Below are 19,652 nucleotides of genomic sequence, written 5' to 3'. Positions count from 1 at the left end.
TACAGCCCCTTAGCCATCTTTGGCAAATAATACCAGCCCAAGCATAATAAGCCCAATGCCGATCAGCCCCATCAGTGAGGGCACGGTGTTGCCAAGCAACAAGATACCACCGATGAGCGCAAATATCACCTCACTCGCTTGCGTTGAGTCCACACCCGCCACCTCGCTTGAGGTCTGCGCCTGCTCGCGTGCAAACAAGAAAATACTGGTGGCCCCAACCCCTGCCAGTATGGCCACCAATAAGGTATTAAAGACCTGCGAGGTACTGGGCATGTCTGGGCGGATGATGAGGCCCAGCACCAGCCAATACGGAATGCTGCCAAGGGTCATCAGCCACACTTTATTAAACGCATCTTGCAACAAGTCGGTCTCTAATGCTGGGATTTTGGCAATCAGCAGCGCTAATTGAGACGGCGGTTTTTTACTCTGTGCTGCAGGCTTTGCGGTTGTCTCCAGCTCAGCGACATCATCATGGGCAGCTGGGTCGCGCATCCGGCGCAGTTCGGCTGTGTGCTTGCGCGAATTAAACGACACCTGCCACACCAGCTGATTGCCAATCGGATAACTAAAGGCGGCGATGAGCGCAGGCAGAGCCCCAAATATCAGCATATCGGTCATGGAGGCCGCCGCTAGCTGTACCTCTGATGCGCGCAGACCTTCGCTGACATTGACCAAGACCACACCCAAAAACACCAGCAGCGCGTAGATGATGAATTTTTTGTCAAAGCGCTGGCCAAAGGCGAGCAGCACCAAAAGACTGGTCACCACCGTAAACATAAAGGTCGCGGCCACCACCCAGCCTGCGACATGGTCAGCGGCAAAGCAAATGCCGGTATAAAAGACCCCAAAGCCGATGCCGCCTGTCACACACCAAAAGCGCCAGTGCGCTATAAAAATCGCCAAAAGCGCCTTAACACGTCCAAAGCCATGCTGAAAGACGATAAGGGCGGTGATGATCAGCCACATAAAAATATAGCGCAGGCTCGCCGACCAAAACCAATGACCGCCTGCATCGCTCATAAACTCGTTTAAAATAAACGTTGAGCTAAACAGCGCCCCTGCCAACAAGCCGAGTAATATCAGTTTGACCATAACGCGCCCTTATGATTGTTATTTACCTTTGGCATCCGCCCAAATGATCTTATGTAATTGCAATTGAAAACGCACGGGAAGCGCATCCGCCAATATCCATTCGGCAAGCTGGCGCGCGAGTACAGGCACGTCAGGACTAGTCTCATCACTGATATCATCGGCGACATTGAACATAGGTGAAAACCAAACAGTACCGACCAATGTATCAAGCTCATGCTCAAACAGTTTGGCCTTTGCCCAATCGTAATCAGTGCGATTCATAATGACAAACTTAATTTGATCGTGCTGAGTTAAGTGGTCAAGATTTGTCCATAGGTTTTTATCGACTTCACCTGAGCTTGGCGTCTTAAGATCCATGACTTTGCTGACCGCTGGCGGTATGTTTTCTACCGTGAGTGCACCTGCTGTTTCAAGAGAAATTTCATAGCCGCCGTCTAATAGGCGTTTAATCAGTTCAATGGCATTTGGCTGCGCTAAAGGCTCGCCGCCAGTAAGACAAATGCGCTTGCAAGGATAACCTTCAATCGTGGTCATAATGGTTTCTAATGCTTGACGTTCACCGCCGCTAAAAGCATATTCAGTGTCACAATAGACACAGCGTAGCGGGCAGCCAGTCAAGCGCACAAATATCGTCGGTAAGCCGGAGGTAATCGCCTCGCCTTGGAGGGAGTAAAAAATCTCTGTCAAGCGCAGGCCTGCGGTCGGATCAGTGACGGGAATATAAGTGTTTCTTAGAGAAGACTCATTCATAGTATTATCAAACAGAATAAGATGTCGATACCGTGGTTAAACGTCTCAAATATACAAACTAAAAGTAAGAAATAGGCTAAATCAGAGAGGCTGTTACCATATGGTTGTCAGACAATATAAAAATAAGACACAAGAGAGCTGACAAGTTTAGGGACTTGGCAAGTGACATGTGCAAGTTGGGTATTACTTTTTAGATAGGATAGGCATATTTTATGCCGAATTATAGCGTAAGATGGCTTATTAAGCTGCAAAAAAGATGCTGAAGCTTATCTTCAGCACCTTGATGTTTCTCTTGGCTATCTGGTTAAATGATTTTATAAAAACGCTTATGCCAAGCGTAATAGCTCGTTAACTGAAGTTTTAGCACGTGTCTGCGCATCGACTTTTTTGACGATGATAGCGGCATATAAGCTATACGTACCATCTTCAGAAGGTAGTGAGCCTGGTACAACAACTGAACCTGCTGGTACACGGCCGCGATAAGTCTCACCAGTTTCACGATCATAAATACGCGTAGACTGACCGATATAAACCCCCATAGAGATGACAGCACCTTCTTCAATGATCACGCCTTCAACGATCTCAGAGCGCGCACCGATGAAGCAGTTGTCTTCAATGATAGTAGGATTGGCTTGTAGTGGCTCAAGTACGCCGCCGATGCCTACGCCGCCTGATAGATGCACGTTTTTACCGATTTGCGCACACGAGCCAACCGTTGCCCATGTGTCAACCATCGCCCCTTGATCGACATAAGCGCCGATATTGACGTATGACGGCATCAGTACCGCACCTGCAGCGACAAATGAGCCTTTACGGGCGATTGCTGGCGGTACAACGCGAACGCCAGCTTCTTTAAACTGCGCTTCAGTCCAATCGGCAAACTTAGTGGGTACTTTGTCATAAAACTGTACATGTTCGCCAGCTGGCATGACATAGTTGTCGTTAAGGCGGAACGATAGTAAAACTGCTTTTTTGGCCCATTGATTGACGACCCATTCACCATCCTTTTTTTCAGCAACGCGTAGGCTACCATTATCAAGTTGCTCTAACACTTGCTCAATGGCGGTGCGTACGTCTTGTGGCATCGTACTTGGGCTGTATTCGTTGCGGTTTTCAAAGGCTTGTTCAATGGTTTGTTGTAATGACATAAAGGGTTCCTAAAATTAGTAAAAGGGAGAGCTTGTAGGGAAATAAGGACGTTAACTTAAAGTCGATTCTAAATAAAACAGATACATTATATGTCAACGCAGAACTGGTATAAATTTTCTGGCGTGCTGTGTCTGCCCAGACAGAGGCTGCGTAAATTCATCCCAGTCCCCCTGTATCGCTTTTATACCGAACTCACTATAGACAAAAAACATACTTGCCGTATTGTCGCTAATTTAGCAAGTTTTAGCAAACCAAGTCAGTATTCATTACGCACTTAAATGTTTTATCCAATTTAAAATATCATGATAGACCACGCTATGATTTTGCTCATGTAGCGGTTCGTGACGCATGTTGGGGTATAAACGCGCGTCAGTATTTTGAAAACCTTGCTTGTTTAAGTTTTTGATGATGTTCCGAATACCGCGCCCCATATTGCCGATGGGGTCGTTTTCGCCACTGACAAATAACATGGGGAAGCTCTTGTTGATGGTGGATGCCCAGCGTTTATGTAGTCCAGCCTTCATCAACGCAAACAGAGTCATAAAGCCATTGTTGGTAAATTCAAAGCCAGTTAGCGGATCGGCCTCATAAGCTTCGATGTTGTCAGTATTTTCACTTAGCCAAGCAAAGGGAGAAGAAGACAGGCGTTCACTAAGCTTGGCATTAAGTACCTTATTCATAATTTCAGCGAACACGGTATTAGGTTTTTTGGGGGCTGTTTTGGCAAGAATAGCATTCAACGGCAGCAGTACTTTTACAAGTGGGTTGGCATCAGCAGTCCCCATAAGAATGGCACCCCTAAAGTCTTGCGCATGATGTTTAAGTACCACACGCACAATAAATGAGCCCATAGAGTGCCCCATAATAAAATGCGGGACGTCAGGATGACGCTCTTTTAAGGTGTTTGCCATGATGATGACATCTTTTAATAATGATTGTGCTGGATGTTCATTACCAAAAAATCCTAGCTCGTCTGATGACTTAATCGTACGACCATGACCGAGCTGATCATAAGTGGCAACTGCGATGCCGTGATCGGCTAAAAACTGCGCAAAATCGCTATAGCGGCCGCTATGTTCTGCCATACCGTGTACGATTAATAAAGTCGCTTTGATGTCGTCTTTAGGTTCAAAAAACGTATGGTGCAGATAATGGCTGTTGTCAGATGAGGTGATCGGCGTCGATGTACTCATAAAATTCCCTGATAAATCAAATAGGTCAAAAAGGTCACAATAAAAATGACGACAATACCGTCATGTGTTAAGACATAACGGTAAAAATAAGCGTCATTATACTTAAATATCGGCTCAACGTTGATAAATCGTTTTGCCTTCTTTGATGGTTTGAACCACCTCGATATCTTTAATGCTGTCAGGCGCCGATGTCAATGGATTGGCATCCAAAATGACCAGATCCGCCAATTTGCCTGGCGTTAAAGTACCTTTGCTGTCCTCTTCAAAGTACTCATATGCGGCATGTGAGGTAGTGGCTTTTAACGCTTGATAAGGGCTGACGCGCTCATCACGACCGATAATCTGGCCGCTACGCGCGGTGCGATTGACCGCTGACCATACAGCGAATAATGGATCGACTGGAGTCACGGTATCGTCTGAGTGATTGGTGTATTTCAGCCCCATTTTATCAGCAGTCGCAAGTGGACTCAAAAAGTTGGCGCGCGCTTCCCCTAAATTTTTGACATGCACGTCTCCCCAAAAGTAGGCATGATTGGTAAAAAATGACGGCAGCATGTTATATTTTTTAAAGGCCTCTAGCTGATCCATTCTGGCAAATTGCGCGTGAATGGGTACGGTGCGGCGGTCTTTGTCTAGTGCTTGTCCGGTTTTGTTTGCGGCATATTCGTGGGCTTTGATGATCATATCAGTCGCCGCATCGCCATTATTATGAATAAACAATTGGTTGTCGCGCGCATAAGCTTTGGCAAACATCTCATTCAGCGCTTCTTGGCTCACGCTTGGTAGTCCGCGACAGTCCTTATCGCAATCAGGTACAGGGGTCAGATATGGCTGGCTAAAATACGCCGTCTTGCCTTGCGGTGAGCCGTCGGCGATGATTTTGGTGCCTTGAACCTTAAAGCCGTTTTGATAGGTTTTCCAAACAAAGTCTTTATCGGCTAAGTTTTCATCCAAGTCACTGACGCCAGCGAGTGACACCAAATCAATCTTTAATTTGCCGGCATCGGCTTGCGATTGAAAAAACTTGATCGCATCGCGCGTGGTTGAGCCATCTTGCGCGGTGGTGACGCCATGCTGAGCATAATAATCTTGGGTTTGCTCAAAAAACTCTGCTTGATTGGGCTCTAACACCTCAAGCATCTTACGCACAAACGGATACGTGGCGGTTTCTTGCACCAAGCCATTGGGCTCACTGCTGCCTTTGACGCGAGCGATATTGCCGCCTTCAGGGGCTTCGCTATCAGCGTCAATACCCATAGCCGCAAGCGCTTTTGAGTTGGCAACACCCATATGCCCGCTGGTATGCTGTAAGTACACCGGATTGTTGGGTAGCGCTTTATCGATCTCATCTTTGGTCGGGTGACGATCCTCGTCAAGTTGACTTTCATCATAGCCCCAGCCGTAGATCCACTCACCATCAGCGATATTGTTGTCTTTTTTATAGGCGCTTAAAGCCTCTAGCATTTTATCAATACTATCAACCTTGCCGACGGGCGGCGGATTGAGGTTCACTTGTCCCATAGTGTTTGAGACCATACCAAAGTGGCTATGCGGATCGATAAAACCTGGGAGTAAGGTTTGGTCTTTTAGATCCACTTGTGCTGCGTTTTTATATTTTGACTGGGCAGAATTCAAGCTTCCAACATAAGCAATTTTGCCTGCTTGAGTAACTAAAGCTTCAACCATTTGTGGCTTATCACTCTCCATCGTAATAATATTGCCATTATAGTAAACAGTCGCTTGGGCAGCTGTTGTCTGTACCACCGCCGGATTGGCTTTTTGATTATCAACATTCTGATTAACAGTACAGCCAATGAGGCTCATAATCCCAAGGCTTAATAAAGTTGGTTTTATAAATATATTCGTGGTCATTATGCTGCTCCTAATTGTGTTAAATATATAGCTGGATGAATGTAACCAATCTAACGATAAAGCCTTATGCGGTCAATGTTATTTGGCTATTTATATTGCTTTACGCTATTGATGAGCAGTTTGCAGTGATAAATAAACGCTGATGTTGATAAAAATATAAAACATATTAATGGAAATATACAAAAGAAAATAAGGTATTATTGATTAGATTAACTTTATTTTGACGGTGAATTTATAAGACGATTTTTGAGACGTTAAAATCTTAGCTATGTCTATTTATACTAAAAAGGACTGACAATTGGGTTCTATATCATTATGAAATCTACCATTGAATTACTCGAAGACACTGACTTTCCTGCTATTAAAAGACGAGGACTCACTGTCCTACAAGTTAATATGGGTTATCTATGCAATATGTCTTGTGTGCATTGTCATGTTGCAGCCAGTCCGTACCGAACGGAGATGATGTCGCGTGAGCTGATTGAGCTTATTCCAAAAGTGCTACAAATACAAAATATCGATACGCTGGATTTGACTGGCGGCGCCCCTGAGATGCATGAGGACTTTAAATACTTGGTCAAGGCGGCACGCAAGCTTGGTATCAAAGTGATTGATCGTTGTAATTTGACAATCTTGATGGAAGAGGGATATGAAGATATGGCGCAGTTTTTGGCAGATAATGAGGTCGAAGTGGTCGCTTCACTGCCGTGTTATTCGCTAGAAAACGTCGATAAACAGCGCGGCAAAGGCGCATTTGATGACAGCATCTTAGGTCTGCATAAGTTAAATGCGCTCGGTTATGGCAAAGACAACCCCAACCTTATGCTCAATCTTGTCTACAACCCGCAAGGCGCAAGCTTGCCGCCCAATCAACAGCGACTAGAAGCGGACTATAAACGCGAGTTAAAAGAACATTTCGATATTGAGTTTAATCAACTGTTTGCCTTAACCAACATGCCGATCCAGCGTTTTGGCGCGGTATTGCTGGCCAAGGGTGAGTTTTATCCTTATATGGATTTGCTCAAAGACAATTATGACGCTCGTAATCTAAAAGACGTCATGTGTCGCTCGACGATTAGTGTCAATTGGCTTGGTGAGTTGTTTGATTGTGACTTTAACCAGCAATTACAGATACCAGTACCGAATAAGTCTCGTCGTCATCTTAGCGATTTATTAACGCAAGACCCTGCTGGTGATGACATTGCGATCGCCGATCACTGTTATGGCTGTACTGCAGGACAGGGCAGTAGTTGTGGCGGTGTTTTAGAAGAAGAGACAGAAACGTAGTTTAGGATTGTTTTTAACCATTTTTATTTAACACACCTCAGTCATTCTTAAATAAAAATTCACGATTTTTACTCCAAGCGACTGTTATAAATTTTTTGTAGCCTCTGTCTGTGAATGCGCCGCAAGCAAAAAATTTATATCAGTAGCAATGTAATATTTTTAGACCAAATCTACTATGTCAGTAGCTACGGAGCGCGTTCCATGTTTACCAATAAGGCACTTTTAACTATGACCTCAATATCTATAGCCTCAACGACCAAAGCTCTTCTTGCTGCCACAATTATGCTATCGAGCGCCGCTTACGCTGATTTTAATCACAGTAGCTGGGATAGTTTGCTGGACAAAAACGTCACTATGACCAATGGTGGTAAAGCGTCTGTGGTCAACTATGCTGGCATGAAAGCGGACAATGGTAAGTTGCGTAACTATTTGGATGCCACGAGCAAAGTCAGTCAGGCAGAATTTAACCGCTGGAATAAAGATGAGCAATTGGCCTTTTTAATCAATGTCTACAATGCTGCTACGATAGAGCTGGTACTCACAAAATACCCTAATATCAAATCCATTAAAGATATCGGTGGACTACTAAGCTCACCATGGAAGCAAGACTTTATTCAGCTACTTGGCAAAACCCGTTCGCTAGATGATATTGAGCATAACCTTATACGCGGCTCAAAACGTTATAACGAACCGCGCATTCATTTTGCGGTCAACTGTGCCAGCATTGGCTGTCCAGCCTTATTAGACGATGCTTTTACCGGCAAAAAGCTAGAAAGACAGTTAGAGCAAATCACCAATAAATTCTTAGCAGACAGCAGCCGCAATCGTCTTAAGGGTAGTACGCTTGAGGTGTCACCGATATTTAAGTGGTATAAAGAGGACTTTGAGACGAACTGGCGTGGTACTAACGACTTAGAAGGGTTTTTGGCCCGTTATAGCTCGTCTTTGGGTCTTAATAAATCACAAACTGCTGACCTAAAAGCTGGCAAAACCAAAATAAGCTACACCAATTATAATTGGAACCTAAATAAGAAATAAAAGATTGAGTACTGCTAACTATGACCGCCGCACTTACTGTTTCTATTGTTGTTCCTATATTAAATGAAGCGGACAATTTACCAAAGTTGTTTGAGCATTTGCATCAATTGACTGCAAAACCGCAGCAAATCATCATCGTTGATGGTGGGTCGATAGACGGCTCGTTTACACTGGCTCAAAGTCTCATGACAGAGATGATAACGATTCAGCAGTCAGCTATCGATTGGCAAGTGCTAGCTTCTAGCGCTGGTCGTGCATTGCAGATGAATAGGGGTGCGGCATTGGCTAGTGGTGATGTACTGCTATTTTTGCATGCAGATACGAAGTTGCCAAATCAGGCTATGACTGAGATAGCATTGGCTATTACACAAGCTAAGTGGGGACGTTTTGATGTGCATTTGGACAGTAATAAACTGCTGCTAAAACTCGTTGGCAGTATGATAAATCTACGCTCGCGACTCAGTGGTATTGCCACAGGCGATCAGGCAATATTTGTTAGGCGACGAATTTTTGAGCAGCTTGGCGGTTACCCCAATCAAGCGTTAATGGAAGATGTTGAGATAAGCAAACGCCTAAAAGCTATCGGCAAACCTGCTTGTTTAACCAGCAAGGTCATCACTTCAGCACGGCGCTGGCAGCAGCACGGCACTTGGCACACAATATTACTGATGTGGCGGTTACGCTTTGATTATTGGCGCGGTGTATCACCAGACAGTCTTAAGCGGCACTATTACAACACCTAAATGACAATGCATATCCTATGTCAAGAAACACTTTATGATAAAAGACACCCTTGTTGTTATCTTTGCCAAGTTTCCCGCTGAGGGCAAGGCAAAAACGCGCTTGCAACCGGCGCTTGGGATGGCAGGCGCAGCTCGTATAGCGCGTAAACTGCTTTTGCACAGTATTGAGCAGGCATTAGCGACAGGGTTTACGGTTGAGCTATGTGTCAGTCCCGCACCAAGCGATCCGTGCTGGCAGACGCTTAATTTACCCGGGTCAGTACAGTGGTCAGCGCAAGTAGAGGGTGATTTGGGGACACGTATGTTAACTGCCAGTCAGCAAGCTTTAGCCACACTCAAGCAAGTTATATTAATTGGCACTGATTGTCCTAGCCTTAATACAAGTCAGATTCGGCAGGCTGTGAGGCATTTGGAAACGTCTGACAGCGTCATGATTCCAGCCTTTGATGGTGGTTATGTACTTTTTGGTTTCAAACAAGCTTATGCCAGTCTATTCGCAAATATCGAGTGGAGCACCGCTAGCGTCGCCTCTATTACTCAGCAGCGCATTAAAGATTTAAACTGGTCACTAGCTTCGTTAGCGCCTTTGCCTGACATTGATGAGCCTACTGATTTAAAATACCTGCCCGTAGGCTGGCTGGACGGTTATAGAATGACTAATAGCTAATTTATGACTATTTGAATATTTTTTCGTAGGCTGTGGCTTTAGCCCAGCATCTTAACTTCGCGTAAGTAGAGCGCTGGGTTAAAAACCCAGCCTACAATGACTTTTCAAAAGTAAAAAAGACCATCAAATGCTTTGATAGCCTTTCATGTGTACAAAGACCCTATAAATTTTAAGGGTTCAACCATTAAGGAAGTAACGCTGCCAGTTTTGTTTTGGTTTGCTCATCCATTGCTGTAACGGGCGTGACTAATGCTTGGGCAAGCGCAGTATGAGCAATAGATTTGGGCTGCTCGCTAGCGAGTAAAGCAATGGCTTGCTTAATGACTTGCTGGGCATTGTCGGCATTTTTCAGCAGGTTCTGAATAGCGTAGTCGGCACTGACAGCTTCCTCAGTAGGATGCCAGCTATCAAAGTCGGTCACTAGCGCAAGTGTGGCATACGCAATACTGGCTTCACGCGCAAGCTTAGCTTCTGGCATATTGGTCATACCGATGATGTCGGCTCCAATCTGCCGATACCAGTGTGATTCTGCGCGAGTAGAGAACTGCGGGCCTTCGATACATATATAAGTCGCTTTTGAGTGGCATTGTCCATCCGCAATATTTGCTTTTTCATAAGCTTGTATCAAGATATCTGCCACTTTAGAGCACAAAGGGTCAGCCATAGACACATGAGCGACTGCGCCATTACTAAAAAATGTACTGTCACGCTGCTTGGTCATATCAATCATTTGATCAGGGACGACCATATCTAAAGGCTTTAGCATTTCCTGCAATGAGCCAACCGCTGATACTGAGATGACATAGCGTACGCCTAAGGTTTTTAGCGCATATATGTTGGCGCGATAGGGTACTTCTGATGGGGACAGTCGATGTCCTTGACCGTGCCGCGTCAAAAACGCGACCGTTACGCCATCAAGTTCGCCGAGCACAATATTATCGGACGGATCTCCATAAGGTGTCTCAACTTTGATGCTGCGTTTATTAGTCAAATCTTGCATCTGATATAGACCGCTACCACCGATAAAAGCGATTTCAGCTGAGTTGCAAATAGCTGTGGAGATGCTGTCGTCTAAAGGCTTTTCATTTGCGATTTGACTATCTTTTACTGTGTTCATTTTACTTGGCTTCCATGTCGTTATAATTGACGTCAGCATAGATTATATTTTTTCAAAAAATAAATTACTATGAATGAGCAGCTTATAGGTATAACACGAAAAAGTCGTTAGATATAATTTGTATTTGAAGTGAGTTGCGGTATGCTTATGAAGCTTATAAAGCAATTAGTTCAACTGATACTCAAAAACAGTCTTAACCATCAAGGAAGAAACCAATGAAATTGACCAGTAAAACGTCTCTAATCATAGCAATGATTGCGTCTAGTTTGGCATTCACTGCGTGCTCAAATACAGAAAATGAAACGGCGAGCGTTGATGATTCAGCGGTCTCTGGTGAGTCGGAAACTGCTGCGGCCACTGCGAATGATAAGCTGGACACAAAGTTTGTTACTATCGCTACAGGCGGCGCATCTGGGCCTTATAATATCATTGGCACGGCATTGTCTGAGGTTTATGCCAAAACCTTTGGGGTTAACTCAAAGACGCAAACCACAGGTGCTTCAGTTGAAAACGTCAACCTATTAACCCAAGGTAAGGTGGATATGGTACTGGCGTTAAGTGATGTCGTCACTGATGCCGTTGAAGGTAAAAACAACTTTGATCAGCCAATTGACAACATCCAGCAGATCGCTGTGTTATACCCCAATGTGGTACAAGTCGTGACGTCGCAACAGTCAGGCATCAAAAATATCGAAGATTTGCGTGGTAAGCGTATCGCGGTAGGCGATCAAGGCTCAGGCACAGAGGTAAATGCCCGAACCCTATTAGAAGGGTTTGGTATTACTTATGATGATATTGATGTGGATTATTTAGGCTTTGCTGAAGCAGCAGATGGCATGAAGGCTGGTAAAATTGAAGCGGCGTTCTTTAGTAGTGGTTTACCGAACTCGTCGTTGATGGAGTTAGAGCAAGGCTTAGACTTGCAACTGATCACGATTAACCAAGACAAGCTGAACGACATCATCGCAACCAAACCTTACTTTAAGACGTTTGAGATTCCTGCTGGTACCTATGGTAATGAGACCGCAATACCGACGGCCGCAATTATGAATGCATTGTTGGTGAGTTCAGACTTATCTGAAGACGATGGCTATAAGCTCACCAAAGCTTTGTTTGAAAACTTAGATGGCTTAAAAACAGCGCACCAAGCAGCTAACGATATCAGCTTGGAGTCTGCCAGTACTGGTATGGTAGCCCCAATCCATCCTGGCGCTAAAAAGTACTACGATGAGCAAGCAGCCAAGTAAACGTCTATGGTTATTAACTAGCGCGGCACTGATGGCTGCGCTAGTTTTTTTTGTGCTATGGGCCAGCGTATCCCAGCAGCCCGTTGTCGAAGTGCAAGTCGATGGCACCACCTGTTATTTTACTGAGCCCAACTTTGAGCTGCGCTGGATTCATTCTGTAGAAAAGCAGTGGTGGGAGGAGCAGTATCAGCGTACAGACGATAGCCTGCTGTTGACCACCACTTATTTTGAAGCGTTTGGCGCAGGTACGCCGTCGACTGAAGCGCTGGCACCCATACAAAAACCTGGTTATTTGGGTTATCAAATCAATGAAATGCTGCCTAACTTAAATTGGGTAGTGTCTAGGCTAACCAAGGGTGAGCTAAATTATGCCGACCATCGGCTTTTGATTCATGAGTGGGCGCCAGACTATTCTGAAGTAACGATTACGCCCAAAGCGTATCATTTAATTGATAGATTAAAAAAGGACTTTTGTCATGAGCTCTCAGATGACGGATCACAATAGTGTGACAACGATGACAGCTAACAATGCTGATCTGCCTATACATGCCAACACTGCTGCTGATACCAATGTAGATGCTGAGCTTGAAGCGCAAGCTCATAATCAAGCCATATTAGAAAAGTATGATCGAGAGTCAATCACCCGACAAATCACTCAAGGCCCAGTCAAGTATCTTATCGCTGGAATTTGCATCTTATATTCTCTATTTCATTTATATATCACCTTCAATCCGATGCCAGCTTTGCTACAGCGCTCTGTACACGTCGGTGTTGGATTTGCCCTGATATTTCTGATATTTCCAGCCAGTAAAAAAAGTAGCCGTAAGCGGGTGGCTTGGTACGACTGGATTTGGTTTGTCCTGTCCTTATCGGGGATGGCCTATCTCATATATGAGTACCAAGACATTGTGACCTCGCGCGGCGGTATGGCCAATCCGGTCGATGTGATATTTTCTATCATCACCGTCATCTGTGTGTTAGAGGGCAGTCGCCGTATCACAGGCTGGATTTTGCCTATATTAGCGTCGATATTTTTGGCTTATCCATTTGTCAGTCACTTAGATTTTATGCCCGATCGATTGCTCACGCGTCCTTATGATATGGGTGATATTTTTGGTCAATTATTTCTAAAGACTGAAGGTCTGTATTCTGTCGCGATTGGCGCGTCGGTGACATTTATCTTTTTGTTCATTTTATTTGGCGCATTTTTGGCGCGCTCTGGTATGGGTCAGCTGTTTAATGACTTGGCACTCGCGCTAGCCGGTGATAAAAAGGGCGGCCCTGCCAAGGTTGCAGTCATTTCAAGCGGCTTTATGGGCAGTATCAATGGCTCAGCATTATCGAACGTTGTCAGCACCGGCGCGTTTACCATCCCGCTGATGAAAAAGGTCGGTTATCACAAAGACTTTGCAGGGGCGGTAGAAGCCAGCGCGTCAGTTGGCGGGCAGATATTACCTCCTATTATGGGGGCCAGTGCTTTTATCATGGCCGAAACCACAGGGCTGCCTTATAGCACGATTGCTTTAGCAGCATTACTACCAGCGGTGCTCTATTACCTGGGCGTTATTGCGCAAGTGCATTTTCGAGCTGGTCGCCGCGACCTAAAAGGCATCGCTAAAGAAAACTTACCAGCCGTCAAAGAGGTGCTAAAAGCACGCGGCCATATGCTACTACCGATTGTATTTTTGATTTACTTATTGATTGAAAACGTACCGGTCGGCTATGCCGCGGCTTATACCATTGGCTTTACAGTTGCCATTAGTATGATACGCAAAGAGACCAGAATGGGGTTCTCGGATATTTTGGGTGCACTAGAAGATGGTGCTCGCCAGTCGCTGGCAGTGATGGCAGCTTGTGCGGTCGTTGGAGTTATCATTGGTGTGGTCAGCTTGACCAGCTTTGGGACGGTGATGACTTCGTCCATCGTGACGTTAGGAGCAGGGTCGTTATTCCTCACCCTAATATTGACGATGCTAGCATCGATGGTACTCGGCATGGGGCTGCCGTCTATTCCTGCGTATATCATTACCGCAACAATGGCAGCGCCTGCGCTAGCAGGTTTTGATATTCCGATTTTATCAGCCCATATGTTCGTCTTTTATTTTGGTATTTTTGCCAATATTACCCCACCTGTGTGTCTAGCCGCCTTTGCTGGGGCGGGCATATCCGGTGGTGATCCAATGAAGACAGGCTTCTTATCGTTGAAGCTGGCATTGGCCGGATTTATCGTGCCGTTTATGTTTATTTATAGTCCGACGATGCTGATGATAGATCCCACGGGTCTAGCGGTCACAGCAAAAGACTTTCCGTTGCCGCCTATCTTTGACATAGTGACAGTCGTATTGACATCGGTAACAGGTGTTATCGCCTTAGGGGCCGCGTTAGAAGGGTATTTTAAAGGTGCTATGAGTCCACTCACGCGTGGCATATTGGCCATCGGCGCGTTACTACTGATTTATCCTGAGCTAACCACAGGATTGGTAGGCGGCGTGATCGTGCTGATTATTGCGATATATAATATCAAGACAGCTGATAAGCCAACGCCAACTATGACGGTTTAAAGAGTTGAGCTTGAAAGCTTTGAAGATTTTTAAAGGTTTATTAAAGTTACGTCATTCTCAACTATCTAACTTTATAGTTAAATATAGGGAGTTCAGTATAAAAACGATACAGCGGAACTGGTATTAGTTTCGCGCAGCATCTGTCGGCGTAGGTTGGGTTAAAAGCCCAGCCTACAGTAATCCTAGAGTACTTTATAAAAAAGGGTGAACAGCAACTAGCGACTGTTCACCCTTCATTTTATTTACAGACTTGCGCTTACAGTCTTGCGAATTTAACAGCCAAGCTTACCTTCAGCCTCAAGTGCCTTTTTGCTACGGATAGGCGCTGGGCAATCCTCGCCGTAGTATTGACGATCGGCAAAGTAGCTTGAACGTACCATTGGGCCTGCCCAAATGCTAAAGAAGCCAATCTTTTTACCATAATCCATATAACGCTGGAACTCGTCTGGATGTACGTAGCGATCAACAGGCGCATGGTTTTTACTCGGCTGTAGATACTGACCGATGGTAATCATATCGACATCATGAGCTTTTAGATCATCGAGCAGCGCGTAGATTTCTTCTTCAGTCTCACCGAGGCCAACCATAAAACCGCACTTAGTAGCGATATCAGGACGACGCTCTTTATACAGTTTAAGCAAGTCGAGCGAATGCTGATAATCAGAGCCTGGACGGAACGCTTTATACAGACGCGGCACCGTCTCGATATTGTGGTTAAAGACGTCTGGCGGTGTTTCAGTCAATAAATCAAGCGCAATCTCCATACGACCACGGAAGTCGGGTACCAATATCTCAATCAAGCAGTTAGGGCTTAGCGCACGAGATTCGTTCAATACTTCTACAAAATGCCCAGCGCCGCCATCTTTTAGATCGTCACGATCGACAGAGGTAATGACCGCATATTTAAGACCCAGGCCTTGAATGGTCTCAGCAGTATGACGTGGCTCATCCTTATCTAGCTCGTTTGGACGACCGTGGCCCACATCACAGAACGGACAGCGGCGGGTACAGATATCACCCATGATCATAAAGGTCGCTGTCCCATCAGCGAAGCACTGTGGCAGGTTAGGGCAGGCCGCTTCTTCGCAGACGGTATAGAGCTTTTGCTCGCGCAAGGTGGCTTTGATACGCGCGACTTCAGCAGGCGACGACATCTTTACCCGAATCCAATCTGGCTTTTTCTTGGCCTCGACGGTCGGGATGACCTTAATTGGAATACGCGCAACTTTGTCGTAGCCACGCAGTTTTTCGCCTTGAATGGCTTTTTTTGGTTTGACCTTAGCAGCAGGTACATGTGTTTGTACGGCAGTTGTCATAATAGAGTTATCTCTTAACCCTTTATACTATAAGGGTTTATGGAATGATCAGAATGTTTGATAAGTGTCGGTATTATAGCAGAAATTTAGGGTTTAATTTTTAGTGAATACTCTTAAGACTACTATGAATTGTTTGACTACCATAGTTTTAAATATCTATATCAATATCCAACTCATTCAGGATTTCTATGGCAGCGCGAAACGCTTCTTGGGTAGCAGGTGCACCGCAGTATGGCAAGCTATGCATCAATACTTCTCGAATCTCAGCAACACTAGCACCATTATTGATAGCACCGCGAATATGGCCTTTGAGCTCGGTCGGACTTTTTTGCGCGATCAAAAAAGCAATGGTAATTAACGAGCGATATTTACGCGGTAGTACTGAGTCATCTTGCCATGTGCTGCCCCAAGCGTGTTCAATGATCCAGTCTTGTAACGGCTGAGTAAAGCCAGTCGCGCTATCAAGCGAGCGCTTAACATGTGCTTCACCCATTACTTCAGTGCGCACTTGTAGACCATTTTGATAATCGATATTTTCTGTCATTTTAAGCTCCTTCCTATTATTTTTAATGTCATTATTCCCTATATTTCTTTTATGCGGTTCTTATTTATGAATAAAACTGGTTTTTTCAAGCCAGTCTAGCGTATTCATACAGTGTATCTATTTTGTTTAGTATCGACTATCGCCCATTTATATACCTGACTATGATGCTAAAAATAGGTGCCTATTTTTTAGGGTCATGAAAGGGTAGTTAATCATATAATTGATAGTACTATTTTTATAATAAATGTCCAATATGGCTTTATTCTGTACCTTTTAAAGCCATAGCCATTAACATTTAGAGCATTTTAAGCTATGATTGCACCGAAATTATTTTATAAAGTACATAGACGCAGGCAGTCATACTGACTACCCACGTATTGTGTTAATTCCCAACTAACGAGGACGACTATTGTGTTAGAAGCTTATCGTAAACATGTCGAAGAACGTGCCAAGCTAGGAACTGTACCGCTACCATTAAATGAAAAACAAGTAGCAGAGTTGGTTGAACTATTAAAAAATCCACCAGCAGGTGAAGATGATTTCTTAATGAACCTGCTAGAAAACCGTATTCCAGCAGGGGTTGATCAAGCGGCTTATGTTAAAGCCGCATTTTTAGCTGCTATCTTAAAGGGCGAAGCCTCATCACCGCTTATCAATAAGAAAAAAGCGGTTGAAATCTTAGGTACGATGCAAGGTGGCTATAACGTACAGCCATTGGTTGCCGCACTAGATGACGCCGATGTTGCTCAGGACGCTGCTGAAGCGTTAAAAAAGACTTTGCTCGTATTTGACGCGTTCAATGACGTCACTGAAAAAGCTGAAGCGGGCAACGATATTGCCAAAGAAGTCATCCAGTCTTGGGCGGATGCTGAGTGGTTCTTGAACCGCGCCGAGGTACCAAAGAAATCAACTTATACAACGTTTAAAGTCACAGGCGAGACCAACACTGACGATCTATCTCCTGCGCAAGACGCGTGGAGCCGTCCTGATATTCCATTGCATTCATTAGCCATGCACAAAAACTCTCGCGACGGCATCACTGCTGATGAAGAGGGCGTGGTCGGTCCGATGAAGCAAATCGAAGAGCTCAAAGAAAAAGGCCACCCACTTGCGTACGTCGGTGACGTGGTTGGTACTGGTTCTAGCCGTAAGTCTGCAACCAACTCAGTATTGTGGTTGATGGGTGAAGATATCCCTAATGTACCAAACAAACGTGGCGGCGGTCTTGTACTAGGTAATAACATTGCTCCGATCTTCTTTAACACGATGGAAGATTCTGGTGCATTACCAATCGAAAAAGTAGCGGTTGATAACCTAAATATGGGCGATGTGTTCGACATCTATCCGCATGATGGCAAAATCACTAAGCACGACTCAGATGAAGTTATCTCTGAGTTCAAGCTCAACTCACCAACCTTGCTTGACGAAGTGCGTGCGGGTGGCCGTATTCCATTGATCGTTGGTCGCGGATTAACTAACCGTGCGCGTGAGTACATGGGTCTAGGTCATTCAGATGTATTTGCTAAGCCTGAAGAGCCAGCCGATACCGGCAAAGGCTTCACCTTAGCACAAAAAATGGTTGGTAAAGCGTGTGGCCTAGAAGGCGTCCGTCCTGGTATGTACTGTGAGCCAAAAATGACCACAGTCGGTAGTCAGGACACTACAGGCCCAATGACCCGTGATGAGCTAAAAGATTTGGCTTGCCTAGGTTTCCAAGCGGACCTCGTCATGCAGTCATTCTGTCACACTGCCGCTTATCCAAAGCCCGTTGACGTTGAGACTCAGCATACTCTACCTGACTTTATTATGAACCGTGGCGGTGTGAGCTTACGTCCGGGCGATGGTATTATTCACTCGTGGCTTAACCGTATGCTACTTCCAGATACTGTTGGTACTGGTGGTGACTCGCACACGCGTTTCCCAATGGGTATCTCGTTTCCAGCGGGTTCTGGTCTGGTTGCATTCGCAGCGGCGACTGGGGTTATGCCTCTAGATATGCCTGAATCTGTGCGTGTCCGCTTCGTTGGCGAGCGTCAGCCTGGTATCACACTACGTGATCTCGTGCATGCCATTCCTTATCAAGCGATCAAAGAAGGTTACTTGACGGTCGACAAAAAAGGCAAAATCAACGAGTTTAATGGTCGTATCCTTGAGATCGAAGGTTTAGAAGACTTAACCGCTGAGCAAGCGTTTGAGCTATCTGATGCCTCAGCTGAGCGAAGTGCTGCTGGTTGTACCATTACCTTATCTGAAGAGTCAGTGACTGAGTACTTAAACTCAAACATCACGCTACTTAAGTGGATGATCTCAGAAGGCTATGGCGACGCGCGTACCATCAGCCGCCGTATCGAGCAGATGCAAGACTGGCTAGCGAATCCAAGCCTGATGCGTGCTGACGAAGACGCTGAATACACCATCGATATGACCATCGATATGAACGAAATCAAAGAGCCGATCCTGTGCTGCCCGAACGATCCAGACGATGCCAAGACCTTGGCTGACGTGGCTGGTGATACCATTGATGAAGTATTCATTGGTTCGTGCATGACCAACATCGGTCACTTCCGTGCCGCCGGTAAACTGCTACAAGACGTACCAGCAGGTAGTCTCAAGACTCGTCTATGGATTGCGCCGCCGACTAAGATGGATGCGCGTCAGTTGATGGAAGAGGGTTACTACAACATCTACGCACAAGCAGGCGCTCGTACTGAAATGCCAGGCTGCTCACTATGTATGGGTAACCAAGCGCGTATCGCACCGAAATCGACTGCCGTTTCGACCTCAACCCGTAACTTCCCGAACCGTTTGGGTCAAGGCGCGAACGTTTATCTTGCGTCTGCAGAGCTAGCTGCGGTTGCCGCGGTATTGGGCAAATTACCAACCAACGACGAGTACCAGCAGTATGCCGGTATGCTTAACAGCATGGGCGAGGAAGTGTATCAGTACATGAACTTTGATCGTATGGAAGAGTACACTGAAGAAGCGGATAAAATTAACGTCGCTCAGTTGACTTAATTTTGCGTATATAAGCTTTTAAAATTAGAAGCTTTATACTAAAAAATTATACGTAAAACAA

Annotated in this window: 16 protein-coding genes; 8 read left to right on the top strand and 8 right to left on the bottom strand. The window is 45.2% G+C overall.

The features are described 5' to 3' along the window. Positions 1 to 9: 9 nt before the first annotated feature. The 5 genes from Q0890_RS01990 to Q0890_RS01970 form a co-directional block, all read right to left on the bottom strand. Positions 10 to 1,092 (bottom strand): multidrug resistance efflux transporter family protein, encoded by a 1,083-nt coding sequence (locus tag Q0890_RS01990; RefSeq protein WP_299216897.1) that lies wholly within the window; start codon positions 1,090 to 1,092, stop codon positions 10 to 12. 18 nt (positions 1,093 to 1,110) lie between these two features. Next, complete coding sequence (gene queE, locus Q0890_RS01985) at positions 1,111 to 1,842, bottom strand: 7-carboxy-7-deazaguanine synthase QueE (RefSeq protein WP_299216894.1); 732 nt, start codon at positions 1,840 to 1,842, stop codon at positions 1,111 to 1,113. 326 nt (positions 1,843 to 2,168) lie between these two features. Next, positions 2,169 to 2,990: a 2,3,4,5-tetrahydropyridine-2,6-dicarboxylate N-succinyltransferase gene (gene dapD / locus Q0890_RS01980; protein ID WP_299216891.1), complete on the bottom strand. Its 822-nt coding sequence runs from the start codon at positions 2,988 to 2,990 to the stop codon at positions 2,169 to 2,171. 267 nt (positions 2,991 to 3,257) lie between these two features. Next, on the bottom strand, positions 3,258 to 4,184 hold the full coding sequence (locus Q0890_RS01975; protein WP_299216888.1) for an alpha/beta fold hydrolase: 927 nt from the start codon (positions 4,182 to 4,184) through the stop codon (positions 3,258 to 3,260). Positions 4,185 to 4,298: 114 nt separating this feature from the next. After that, positions 4,299 to 6,056 (bottom strand): amidohydrolase, encoded by a 1,758-nt coding sequence (locus Q0890_RS01970; protein WP_299216885.1) that lies wholly within the window; start codon positions 6,054 to 6,056, stop codon positions 4,299 to 4,301. 315 nt (positions 6,057 to 6,371) lie between these two features. Here Q0890_RS01970 and arsS point away from each other — a divergent pair, with 315 nt between their 5' ends. The 4 genes from arsS to Q0890_RS01950 all read left to right on the top strand — a co-directional run bounded on the left by arsS (position 6,372) and on the right by Q0890_RS01950 (position 9,791). Further along, positions 6,372 to 7,343, top strand: a complete 972-nt coding sequence (gene arsS, locus Q0890_RS01965) for an arsenosugar biosynthesis radical SAM (seleno)protein ArsS (protein WP_299216882.1) — start codon at positions 6,372 to 6,374, stop codon at positions 7,341 to 7,343. A 228-nt stretch (positions 7,344 to 7,571) separates the two neighbouring features. Beyond that, the gene (locus tag Q0890_RS01960; RefSeq protein ID WP_299216880.1) at positions 7,572 to 8,381 is read left to right on the top strand and encodes a DUF547 domain-containing protein; all 810 of its coding nucleotides are present in this window, start codon (positions 7,572 to 7,574) and stop codon (positions 8,379 to 8,381) included. A gap of 20 nt (positions 8,382 to 8,401) precedes the next feature. After that, positions 8,402 to 9,124: a TIGR04283 family arsenosugar biosynthesis glycosyltransferase gene (locus tag Q0890_RS01955; protein WP_299216877.1), complete on the top strand. Its 723-nt coding sequence runs from the start codon at positions 8,402 to 8,404 to the stop codon at positions 9,122 to 9,124. A gap of 34 nt (positions 9,125 to 9,158) precedes the next feature. After that, entirely contained in the window at positions 9,159 to 9,791 is a 633-nt protein-coding gene (locus Q0890_RS01950) for a TIGR04282 family arsenosugar biosynthesis glycosyltransferase (protein WP_299216874.1), read from the top strand. 184 nt (positions 9,792 to 9,975) lie between these two features. Here the strand turns inward: Q0890_RS01950 and mtnP are convergent, their stop codons facing one another. Then, positions 9,976 to 10,908: an S-methyl-5'-thioadenosine phosphorylase gene (mtnP, locus tag Q0890_RS01945; protein WP_299216871.1), complete on the bottom strand. Its 933-nt coding sequence runs from the start codon at positions 10,906 to 10,908 to the stop codon at positions 9,976 to 9,978. A gap of 215 nt (positions 10,909 to 11,123) precedes the next feature. Between mtnP and Q0890_RS01940 the strand changes: the two genes are divergently transcribed. The 3 genes from Q0890_RS01940 to Q0890_RS01930 are packed head-to-tail and all read left to right on the top strand — an operon-like array spanning position 11,124 to position 14,716. Then, the gene (locus tag Q0890_RS01940; protein ID WP_299216868.1) at positions 11,124 to 12,155 is read left to right on the top strand and encodes a TAXI family TRAP transporter solute-binding subunit; all 1,032 of its coding nucleotides are present in this window, start codon (positions 11,124 to 11,126) and stop codon (positions 12,153 to 12,155) included. Continuing rightward, the gene (locus tag Q0890_RS01935) at positions 12,136 to 12,660 is read left to right on the top strand and encodes a DUF1850 domain-containing protein (protein ID WP_299216865.1); all 525 of its coding nucleotides are present in this window, start codon (positions 12,136 to 12,138) and stop codon (positions 12,658 to 12,660) included. The genes Q0890_RS01940 and Q0890_RS01935 overlap by 20 nt, the downstream gene beginning before the upstream one ends. Continuing rightward, on the top strand, positions 12,632 to 14,716 hold the full coding sequence (locus Q0890_RS01930) for a TRAP transporter permease (RefSeq protein WP_299216862.1): 2,085 nt from the start codon (positions 12,632 to 12,634) through the stop codon (positions 14,714 to 14,716). The genes Q0890_RS01935 and Q0890_RS01930 overlap by 29 nt, the downstream gene beginning before the upstream one ends. Positions 14,717 to 14,988: 272 nt before the next feature. Here Q0890_RS01930 and lipA read toward each other — a convergent pair whose 3' ends face one another. After that, entirely contained in the window at positions 14,989 to 16,032 is a 1,044-nt protein-coding gene (gene lipA / locus Q0890_RS01925; protein ID WP_299216860.1) for a lipoyl synthase, read from the bottom strand. A gap of 148 nt (positions 16,033 to 16,180) precedes the next feature. Beyond that, a complete protein-coding gene (locus Q0890_RS01920) occupies positions 16,181 to 16,576 on the bottom strand; it encodes a carboxymuconolactone decarboxylase family protein (protein WP_299216857.1) in 396 nt (131 codons plus the stop codon). 411 nt (positions 16,577 to 16,987) lie between these two features. On the opposite strand from Q0890_RS01920, the gene acnB reads away from it, so the two are divergent. Then, positions 16,988 to 19,591, top strand: coding sequence for a bifunctional aconitate hydratase 2/2-methylisocitrate dehydratase (gene acnB / locus Q0890_RS01915; RefSeq protein WP_299216808.1), 2,604 nt, complete (start codon positions 16,988 to 16,990; stop codon positions 19,589 to 19,591). The last annotated feature ends 61 nt before the right edge of the window (positions 19,592 to 19,652 follow it).

This window comes from uncultured Psychrobacter sp. (assembly GCF_947488565.1).
GTDB lineage: Bacteria > Pseudomonadota > Gammaproteobacteria > Pseudomonadales > Moraxellaceae > Psychrobacter > Psychrobacter saeujeotis.
Note: the sequence above shows the minus strand (reverse complement) of the source record. Positions and strands in the feature narration are given on the sequence as shown.

What these genes read in the sequence shown, in the direction of transcription:
- Q0890_RS01990 (WP_299216897.1), bottom strand. Translation starts at nt 1,092, where the DNA reads ATGGTCAAACTGATATTACTCGGCTTGTTGGCAGGGGCGCTGTTTAGC.
- queE (WP_299216894.1), bottom strand. Translation starts at nt 1,842, where the DNA reads ATGAATGAGTCTTCTCTAAGAAACACTTATATTCCCGTCACTGATCCG.
- dapD (WP_299216891.1), bottom strand. Translation starts at nt 2,990, where the DNA reads ATGTCATTACAACAAACCATTGAACAAGCCTTTGAAAACCGCAACGAA.
- Q0890_RS01975 (WP_299216888.1), bottom strand. Translation starts at nt 4,184, where the DNA reads ATGAGTACATCGACGCCGATCACCTCATCTGACAACAGCCATTATCTG.
- Q0890_RS01970 (WP_299216885.1), bottom strand. Translation starts at nt 6,056, where the DNA reads ATGACCACGAATATATTTATAAAACCAACTTTATTAAGCCTTGGGATT.
- arsS (WP_299216882.1), top strand. Translation starts at nt 6,372, where the DNA reads ATGAAATCTACCATTGAATTACTCGAAGACACTGACTTTCCTGCTATT.
- Q0890_RS01960 (WP_299216880.1), top strand. Translation starts at nt 7,572, where the DNA reads ATGACCTCAATATCTATAGCCTCAACGACCAAAGCTCTTCTTGCTGCC.
- Q0890_RS01955 (WP_299216877.1), top strand. Translation starts at nt 8,402, where the DNA reads ATGACCGCCGCACTTACTGTTTCTATTGTTGTTCCTATATTAAATGAA.
- Q0890_RS01950 (WP_299216874.1), top strand. Translation starts at nt 9,159, where the DNA reads ATGATAAAAGACACCCTTGTTGTTATCTTTGCCAAGTTTCCCGCTGAG.
- mtnP (WP_299216871.1), bottom strand. Translation starts at nt 10,908, where the DNA reads ATGAACACAGTAAAAGATAGTCAAATCGCAAATGAAAAGCCTTTAGAC.
- Q0890_RS01940 (WP_299216868.1), top strand. Translation starts at nt 11,124, where the DNA reads ATGAAATTGACCAGTAAAACGTCTCTAATCATAGCAATGATTGCGTCT.
- Q0890_RS01935 (WP_299216865.1), top strand. Translation starts at nt 12,136, where the DNA reads ATGAGCAAGCAGCCAAGTAAACGTCTATGGTTATTAACTAGCGCGGCA.
- Q0890_RS01930 (WP_299216862.1), top strand. Translation starts at nt 12,632, where the DNA reads ATGAGCTCTCAGATGACGGATCACAATAGTGTGACAACGATGACAGCT.
- lipA (WP_299216860.1), bottom strand. Translation starts at nt 16,032, where the DNA reads ATGACAACTGCCGTACAAACACATGTACCTGCTGCTAAGGTCAAACCA.
- Q0890_RS01920 (WP_299216857.1), bottom strand. Translation starts at nt 16,576, where the DNA reads ATGACAGAAAATATCGATTATCAAAATGGTCTACAAGTGCGCACTGAA.